This window comes from Streptomyces sp. URMC 126 (assembly GCF_051386555.1).
Lineage (GTDB): Bacteria > Actinomycetota > Actinomycetes > Streptomycetales > Streptomycetaceae > Streptomyces.
The window spans coordinates 1-8,271 of record NZ_JBPQTX010000304.1 but is presented as its reverse complement, the minus strand read 5'-3'; the positions used below and the strand labels follow the sequence as shown (position 1 = coordinate 8,271).

The following is an 8,271-nucleotide window of genomic DNA, read 5'->3' as shown; positions in this document are numbered from 1 at the left end:
GGCTGGGGACGGGGGAGCGGCGGGTGGCGGGGTCCGTGGCGTTCCAGGGGATCGCCGGGCGGCTGCTGTCGGTGGCGCTGGGCGCCGCCGTGCTCGGCGGCCGGGTGCCGGACCTCAGCGGTGCCGCGCTCCGGTGGAACCCGCTGCTGACGGCGCCCGACGACCTGTGGCTGCCGGAGGCGCCGCCGCTGCCGTCCGGTACGGACCCGGTGGCCGGGATCGTCGCCACGGTGGTCGAGGGACGCCTCGTCCCGCTGCACGACCTGGTCAGGGACGTCGTGCCCGTCTCGTCGCGGGTCCTGTGGGGGAACGCGGGCTCGTCGCTCGGCGGCGCGCTGCGGGCGCTGCACACCTGGTGTGCGGAGCGGGGACGGACCGAGGAGGCGGCGCGGGCGCTCGCGTACGCCCGCGAGCTGCTGGAGCACCCGCTGCTGGCGGGGACCGGCGGGCTGACCGTCGGCCCGGCCGCCGGGCCGGAGTTCGTCCGCACGACCTGCTGCCTGTACTACCGCGTGCCCTCCGGCGGCGGCATGTGCGGCGACTGCGTGCTGCGCCATCCGCCCCGGGCCGCCGGGGCCTCCCGCGACTGACGGTCGCCGTCGCGCCTCAGTCGGCACCCTTGTCGCGGGCGCGCGGCTTGGCGCGGACGTGTATCCGCTCGCCCTGCCGCCCGAAGATGCTGAGTATCTCGACCGGTCCCTCGCCCGTGGTGCCGAACCAGTGCGGCAGCCGGGTGTCGAACTCGGCGGCCTCGCCCGGGCCGAGGACCAGGTCGTGGTCGGCGAGTACCAGGCGCAGCCGGCCCGAGAGGACGTAGAGCCATTCGTACCCCTCGTGGGTGCAGGGCTCCGGTGTCGTCCGGCTCGCGGGGAGCACCGACTTGAAGGTCTGGAGGGGGCCCGGCTGCCGGGTGAGGGGGACGACGACCTGGCCGTTCACCCGCCGGGGCGTCATCCGGACGCGGGGGTCGCCGACCTCCGGGGCGCCGACCAGCTCGTCCAGCGGCACTTGGTGTGCCTGCGCGATGGGCAGCAGCAGTTCCAGGCTGGGCCGGCGCAGGCCGGATTCCAGCCGTGACAGGGTGCTCTTGGAGATGCCGGTGGCCTCGGAGAGCGCGGACAGGGTCACCCCGCGCTCGGTGCGGAGACGCTTCAGCCGCGGGCCGACCTCGTTCAGGGCGCGGGCGATGGCTGGTGAGTGGTCCATGTGTTCCTTGCTACCCCGCGAGTCCCCGGAGTGGCAACCAGGGTTGCCGGGAGAGGGAGCGCGGTCATTTTCCGTGGTCCCCGCAGAGTGCGGCGCTCAGGAAGCGGAAGGCGTCCGTCCCCGCCTTGGTGTTCCGGGTGATGTCGGGATTGCTGCCGAGGGCCAGGGTCACCTGCCGTCGGCCGTCCGCCGTGCCGAAGCTGAACGTGCTGTACCCCGGCACGCTGCCCGTGTGCCCCAGCGCGAGCGTGCCGTTCCGGCAGAGGGTGGTGTTGCCCTCCAGGCCCAGCCCGTAGGACCGGCCCGGGCGGTCCGGGCCGTCCGGTGTCAGCCGGCGCATCTCCTTGTCCAGCGCGGCGGGCAGCAGCCTGCCGTCGGCGAGGGCGCGGAAGAAAGTGTTCAGGTCGTGGGTGTCGGAGACGACGTTGCCCGCGCCCCAGAAGACGTTCGCGTCGTACTCGGTGATGTCGGCGTACGGCGCGGTCGGGCGGGGGTAGCGCTCGTAGCCGTGCAGGTGGCGGCTGGTCAGCCGGGGGCCCGACGGGACGGAGGTGTTCTTCAGGCGCAGCGGCCGGACGAGGCGCCGGTCGATCTCCTGGCCGAGCGTGTGGCCGGTGAGGCGCTCCACCAGCAGCCCCAGCACCACGTAATTGGTGTTGGAATACTCCCACTTTCCCTTCTCGCCGGGCGTGAAGCGGGACTTCTCGGTGAGGGCCAGGGCGATCAGGTCGCGCGGGGTCCGGTGGCCGGTGCGCAGCTTGTCGAAGTCGCCCTGGATGTTCCTCACCAGCACGTCGGTGTAGTTGGGAAGTCCGCTGGTGTGGTGGAGGAGTTGACGCACGGTGATCTGCCCGCCGTGGTGATCGGCCGGGATGACGCCCGGGAGGTGGCGGTCGACGCGGTCGTCCAGGCCGACACGCTTCTCGGCCGCCAACTGCAGCACCACCGTGGCGACCATGCTCTTGGTGACGCTGCCCGCGCGGAACCGGTCGTCGGCGGACGGCCGTCGCCCGGTCTTCAGGTCCTCCACCCCGGCCGCGTCACGCCAGACTCCGTGTTCGTCGCGGACCTCCGCGACCACACCGGGTATGCCGTCGGCCACCACCGCCCGCAGCGCCCGCCGCAGGCCGGCCCGGTCGGCGGGGCCGGACCCGACGGCCCCGGCCGGGGCCGCGAGCGCCGGTGCCGCCGGGGCCAGCAGAGAAGCGGAGAGCAGGGCGGTGAGGACGGTGGTGCGGCGACGGTGCTGGGGGGTCATGGAGGCGCCTGGGCCCTTTCGGAGGGGTGTGGGCCGGGGGCCGCCTCGGAACCGGCGGCCACCGCTGAGTACGCGCGTCCGCGCGCGATCACCAAGCTTGGCGCCCGGTACCGCATAGTTGATCATGCTCGGGGAGGACACCGTCCCCTAGGGAACGGGGGACCCGCCCGCGAACGGCCCGTCCAGCCCCGGTCGATGGTGCTGAGCGCGGCCCCGGGCATACGGGGACGGTCTCCTCGGACGCCCTCTTCCGGACGCCGTCCCTGCGGCCGGTCCAGGTCGACGCGGCGGCCGGTGGCACGTCGCTCCTGTCCGCACTCCGGTCCGGGCTTCCGGGGCATCGGAGGATGGCCCTGGCGGGCGGTGCCCGGCCGGGGCGCCTGGCGTGACAGGCTGTGTCGACCACCTTCCGGCACCATCCCCTCCACGGAGGACCGATGACCACCCTGCGGACGATGCACGGCGTACCGGTAGGGATGTGCGCCGCCGACGGCGCTGCGATCCGCAGCGAGGCCGACGTCCCCGGACCTCATCGGCGACGCCGGCTACCACGGCGCCGAGTGGGCCGCCTTCAGGGAATCCAGGTCGGTGCGGTGCAGGTCCGCGAACTGACGTGTCCGGGGCCCGAGGTGCTCGCCGCCACGGGCTTCCGCTCCAGGAGGGCCGCGCCGTTCTCCCGGGGTGTCAGGAACGTGGTGCCGGGAACGTGGGGCAGGGAACTCGGTGTCACGAGCCGAAGCGCACGCTCCTGGCCGGGGTTCCGGGCGACTGCCGGCTCGCCCCCGCGCCGATGAGGGCCGGCGGCTGCCCACAGGAGGCGTCCGCGTAGACGGTCGCCGCGGTGTCCGTCATGTCGGCGGCCTTGCCGACGCTACCGGGAAGGGACAGGCGCCGGTCGTTCGGCGGGTTGGCGGTCGTCTCGTTCGCCCCCGTGTCGGACCGGACGTATGCGAACTGCCCGTTCGCCGCCTGTGCGCTCGCGGTACTGCCGCCGGCAACGCGCAGGGCGGCGGTGACGGACAGGGCGGCCTGGCGAAGGCGCTGGACGATGGCAGAAGAAGCACCCGATCGAGCGGCCGGCCGGAGGGGGCGTCGGTTTCACCAGCGTCAGCCGCCGCGACGGCGCCCCGGCCTGCCCGGACCCACCCGGAACGCCGGGCTGCCGCCTCGACTCGCGCCGGCTTCCGGTTCCGTGCACTGTGGAGTGCATCGGAACGAAGGAGCGGTCGGCATGGGAGACCACGTTTACCGAGTCACCGAGATCGTGGGGTCGTCCACCGAAGGAATCGACTCGGCCGTCCGGAACGGCATCGGCCGTGCCTGCGAGAGCCTCCGCCAAGTCGATTGGTTCGAAGTGACGGAGATCCGCGGCCACGTCGAGAACGGGCGACTGGCCCACTTTCAGGTCGGTATGAAGGTCGGCTTCCGGTTGGAGGACACCGGCGGCTAGGCGGCGGTCAGCACCCGCTGCGGCACCGGACTAGGGACGCGGCTGGTGGGCCCGGGCGGTCAGGCGTCGTGGAGGCGTCTGGCCGTGTGACGGGCCCACCACAGTTGCGCGCCGCCCGCCGCCGCGAGCCAGCCGGCCAGGGCCGCCGGGGCGGGGCCCCGGTGGAGGAGGACGAGGGCGAGCGCGGGGGCGGTGGTGGCCAGGGCGCCGAGGGGGCCGCGGAGGTACCAGCCGGCCAGTTGGAAGACGGCGGTGTTGCCGAACGGCGTGTCCGTCCCGACCACCGCGCGCGGCGGCAGCGCTCCCCGGTAGGCGCTGACGAGGGCCGCTCCGACCAGCGCGGGGACGCAGCCGACGAGCACCGCGAGCCCGGTGTTGCCCCGGCCGGCCGCCACCGCCACCCCCGCGCCGGCCGCCAGAGCCGGTACGAGCAGGGCGGCCGGGACGACGGCGTGCCACAGGGCCAGGGCGCCGGAGGAGTACGGGAGCTGGGCGCGGCGACGGAGGTCGTCGCTGTCCAGGCGGGCGGGCTCGGTCAGTTGGGCGGCCGACAGGTAGGCGGCCGTGAGGGCGAGAACCGCGAGGACGACCCGTGGAGTGGTGCGGGCGGCGGCCGGGGCAAAGGCGGTCAGCGCCACCGCCGCCGTGAGCCAGACCAGGGCCCGGGCCGGCCGGTCCGGCGCCCGGAGCAGCGCGGTGGCGTCGCGCCACGGCAGGAGCAGCCACCGCCGGCGCGGCACCGGCAGCCGCAGGGCCGGGCGCGATCCCGCCGCGCGTCCGGTCCGGGTCGCCAGCCGCGCCTGCCGCAGCTCCAGGGAGAACAGGGAGGCGGTCATTCGTTCCGCGACGGTGGCCCGGGTGCGCAGGGCCGACGCGGGTATCCGCGGCACCGCCCGCGCCGCGGTCGCCAGGACCGCCGCCGTCGACACCGCCGACAGCGCGAGGGCCGCCGGCCACCCCGGGGCCGGGCCGCCCACGGCCGCCACGAGCGGCTGCGCCGACCAGCCCCACGGGCCCGACCAGAGGAGGACCCGGCCGGGCCAGGGGCCCGTGTTCCCGCCCGCCGTCAGCACCACTGAGAGCGCCACGCCCGCGAGGACCGTCGCGGAGGCCGTCGCGCCGAGGACGCGGGTGAGACGGCCCCGGCCCCGCCACCGCTCGTCGTACCGTTCGACGAGCGCGCCGCACCCCGCGGCGGTGAGCGCGACGGCCGCGCCGCCCCACGCCCCCGCTCCCACGGCCCACGCGCGGTCGGCGGCGTCGAGCGGGTGGGCCGCGGCTCCGGCCGCGGCCCCTGCCGGGATCTCCGCCGGCGCCCCCGCCGACATCCCCAGCACCGCGCCCAGCACCGCCCCCGCCGCCGCGCCGACGGCCCCGGTGAGGCCGGTCGCCTTCGCGAACCGGGGCAGCAGCAGCCGGCCCCGGTCCACGGGGTGCGGCAGGGCCCACCGGACGGTGGGCAGGTCGAGCAGGACCGGTCCCCGCCAGGCCGCGCCGCGGACCAGCGCGTGGAACGCGGCGGCACCGAGGACGGGGACGGTCACCGGCAGGCCGGCCACGGCCCGTTCGACCAGAGCGCCGTGGGCCCATGCGGCGTTCGCGGCCCGGACGACGGCGATCAGCGCCGGTACCCAGACGACGGCCGTCAGGGCGATGCCGTAGAGCGTCACCGCGCCGTCGCGCCGGCGCTGGCGGCTCTCCTCACGGCGGGCCCGGCGCAGGAACTCCAGGGCGGCCCGGGAGCCCGCTGGGCCGGCGGACGCCGCCGCCGGCGGCCCGTCCGGGAGCGCGTCAGGCACCGGACACCGCCTCCGCCGCCGCACGGAACGTGCCGGAGGCCAGGTCCAGAACACGGTCGGCGACCGCTGCGGCCACGTCGTCGTGGTGGGTGACGAGCAGGATCGCGGTCCCCGCCGCCTTGTGGGCGCGCAGCCGGCGGCCCAGCTCGGGCTCGTCGAGCACCAGCAGGTCGTGCGGGCGCAGGAACGCCGCCGCCAGCAGCATCTGCTGCGTCTGCCCGGAGGACAGGGCGTCCGGCAGTACGTCCGCCCGTTCCGTCAGCCGGTGGTCCGCGAGAACCCGCGTCACCGCCTCCTCCGCCGTTCCGCCCAGACCGTGCGCCAGCGCGACGAACATCAGGTGCTCACGGACGGTCAGGTCGGGGTAGAAGGAAGCGGCGTCCATGACGGCGGCGAGCCGGCGCCGCACGGCGGGGTCGTCCTCCCGCACGGGCACGCCGTCGAACAGCACCTCGCCCGTCGTGGGCCGTTCCCGGCCGGTGGCCAGCCGCAACAGCGTCGACTTGCCCGAGCCGTTGGGGCCGGTCACGGCCACGCACTCGGCGGGCGACAACGTCAGGTGCACGGAGCGGAGCACCGTGCGGTCGCCGTAGTCGCGGCCGACGTCCGTCATCCGGAGAAGCGGTGTCCCGGACGGGGGCTCGGTCATGGTGGGGTTCCTCCCCTGGGTGGTGCTGGTGGTGCGCTTGTGCTGATGGGGGTACGGGAGAGGCGGGTGGGGCGTGCCCGGGAGCGGCGCGATGGCGCGCCTCTCTCCGCGACACGCTCCTCCGTGACACGTCTCTCCGCGTCCGCGCGTACGGGCCCCCTTCCCCCGCGGCGCATGCTCCCGCCGGTCGTCTACGGAACGACCGTCACCGGCCACCGCCCCGCCTTCACCAGGCGGACCGCGACCGAGCCGACGATGCGGTGGCCCGCCTGCTCCGACGCGCCGACGACCACCGCGTCGGCCTTGAGGTCGTCGGCCGCCTGCACCAGGCCCGAGTACGGGTCGCCGCGGAACGTGTGGAACTCCCAGCGCATGGCGTGCGGGTAGAGGCCGCGCAGCCGCTCCGTGGTGGCGCGGATCTCCGCGAGCAGCTCCTCGGCGACCTCCTCGGTCACCTCGGCCACCGGGGCCCCGAACGCCGCACCGCCCACCAGGACCGGCTGGACGTAGACGATGGCGAGCATCGCGTTCTGCCGGCGGGCCAGCCCGGCGGCGTAGGCGGCGGCGCGCCAGGAGGACTCGGAGCCGTCCACCCCGACGACGATGACCTTGGGTCCGTCGGTTCCGCGTTCGAAGCCGCTCGGGAGGCTGCCGTGCTCGGGCGTGCGCTGCTCGTGGTTCACGGGGTCAGGTTACTCGGGCGCCCACGACGGGCTGTGCCCCGGGCCCCGCCCTCTCGCCGTCCGCCGGTGCTGTGCCGTCGGACCCCCTTTCGCGCGGCCCGACCGCTCGTCCTCACACGGCGGACGGGCCGGGTTCCGCGCCCGGGGCGCGCCCGTCCGCCCGTCCGGCGGGCACCGACAGCGACAGCGCGAACCGGCCCGCCTCGTCCGTCCACCAGTGCCGCAACTCCAGCCCGGCCGTCGCCAGTTCCGCCCCTACCCCCTCCCTGCGGAACTTCGCCGAGACCTCCGTCCGCAGCTCCTCCCCGGCGGCGAACCGGACGGCCAGGTCCAGGGCCGGGATCTTGGCCAGGACGGGGCGGCGGGCCCGCAGCCGCATCTCGATCCACTCGTGGCGGGCGTCCCACAGGGCGACGTGCGCGAAGTCGGCGGGGTCGAAGTCGGCGCCCAGCTCCCGGTTGACGACCGCGAGGACGTTCTTGTTGAAGGCAGCCGTCACCCCCCGCGCGTCGTCGTACGCCGCGACCAGTTCCCGCTCGTCCTTCACCAGGTCGGTGCCGAGCAGCAGGGCGTCGCCCGGTGCCATGCCGGCGCGCAGGCCGGCCAGGAACTCGGCCCGTTCCGCGGGCAGCAGGTTGCCGATGGTGCCGCCGAGGAACGCCAGCAGCCGCGGCCCCGGGGTGTCCGGCAGCGTCAGGCCGTACTGGAAGTCGGCGACGAGCGCGTGCACGCGCAGGCCGGGGTGTTCGGCGAGCAGGGTGGCGGCGGCCCCGGACAGGGCGCTCTCGCTGACGTCCACCGGCACGTAGTGGTCGAGCGAGGGCAGGGCCCGGATCAGGTGGCGGGTCTTCTCGGAGGAGCCGGAGCCGAGTTCGACGAGCGTCCGGGCGCCGGTGGCGGCGGCGATGCCGGCCGCCCGGGCGCGCAGGATCTCCCGTTCGGCGCGGGTCGGGTAGTACTCGGGCAACAGGGTGATCTCGTCGAAGAGCGCGCTGCCCCGCGCGTCGTAGAACCACTTCGGCGGGAGCACCTTGGGCGAGCGGGTCAGCCCCTCGGCGACGTCGGCGCGCAGGGCGGCGGCGGTCGCGTCGGACGGGAGGGTGCGGGAGAGGACGAACTGGCTCACGGAAGGGGCTCCTTGCGCGTACGGCGGGCGGACCCGTCCTTCGCCGACCTGGTGCGGGTGGTCCGGGCCCGGGCGCTGCTGGCGGCGGTACGGGACGCGA

The 8,271-nt window shown here is 75.6% G+C and carries 9 protein-coding genes; 2 read left to right on the top strand and 7 right to left on the bottom strand.

The annotated features are described in order from the left end of the window. Window positions 1-590: (2Fe-2S)-binding protein (locus ACSNOK_RS27250; RefSeq protein WP_436783437.1), on the top strand; the 590-nt coding region annotated here is incomplete at its 5' end. 16 nt (window positions 591-606) lie between these two features. Here ACSNOK_RS27250 and ACSNOK_RS27245 read toward each other — a convergent pair. From ACSNOK_RS27245 to ACSNOK_RS27235, 3 genes are all read right to left on the bottom strand, one after another. Beyond that, window positions 607-1,206, bottom strand: a complete 600-nt coding sequence (locus tag ACSNOK_RS27245) for a helix-turn-helix domain-containing protein (protein WP_436783436.1) — start codon at window positions 1,204-1,206, stop codon at window positions 607-609. A gap of 64 nt (window positions 1,207-1,270) precedes the next feature. Continuing rightward, window positions 1,271-2,464: a serine hydrolase domain-containing protein gene (locus ACSNOK_RS27240; RefSeq protein ID WP_436783435.1), complete on the bottom strand. Its 1,194-nt coding sequence runs from the start codon at window positions 2,462-2,464 to the stop codon at window positions 1,271-1,273. Between the two features lie 726 nt (window positions 2,465-3,190). After that, window positions 3,191-3,316 (bottom strand): hypothetical protein, encoded by a 126-nt coding sequence (locus tag ACSNOK_RS27235; RefSeq protein ID WP_436783434.1) that lies wholly within the window; start codon window positions 3,314-3,316, stop codon window positions 3,191-3,193. Between the two features lie 379 nt (window positions 3,317-3,695). On the opposite strand from ACSNOK_RS27235, the gene ACSNOK_RS27230 reads away from it, so the two are divergent. Then, a complete protein-coding gene (locus ACSNOK_RS27230; protein WP_436783433.1) occupies window positions 3,696-3,914 on the top strand; it encodes a dodecin in 219 nt (72 codons plus the stop codon). Window positions 3,915-3,973: 59 nt separating this feature from the next. Here ACSNOK_RS27230 and ACSNOK_RS27225 read toward each other — a convergent pair whose 3' ends face one another. The 4 genes from ACSNOK_RS27225 to egtD form a co-directional block, all read right to left on the bottom strand. Further along, window positions 3,974-5,713 carry a hypothetical protein gene (locus tag ACSNOK_RS27225; protein WP_436783432.1) on the bottom strand — a complete coding sequence of 580 codons (1,740 nt, stop codon included), beginning with the start codon at window positions 5,711-5,713 and terminating at the stop codon, window positions 3,974-3,976. After that, window positions 5,706-6,362 (bottom strand): ABC transporter ATP-binding protein, encoded by a 657-nt coding sequence (locus ACSNOK_RS27220; protein WP_436783431.1) that lies wholly within the window; start codon window positions 6,360-6,362, stop codon window positions 5,706-5,708. Before ACSNOK_RS27220 ends, ACSNOK_RS27225 begins: the two co-directional genes overlap by 8 nt. A 191-nt stretch (window positions 6,363-6,553) precedes the next feature. Continuing rightward, the gene (locus ACSNOK_RS27215) at window positions 6,554-7,045 is read right to left on the bottom strand and encodes a universal stress protein (RefSeq protein WP_436783430.1); all 492 of its coding nucleotides are present in this window, start codon (window positions 7,043-7,045) and stop codon (window positions 6,554-6,556) included. 112 nt (window positions 7,046-7,157) lie between these two features. After that, window positions 7,158-8,171, bottom strand: coding sequence for an L-histidine N(alpha)-methyltransferase (egtD, locus tag ACSNOK_RS27210; protein WP_436783429.1), 1,014 nt, complete (start codon window positions 8,169-8,171; stop codon window positions 7,158-7,160). Between the last annotated feature and the right edge of the window lie 100 nt (window positions 8,172-8,271).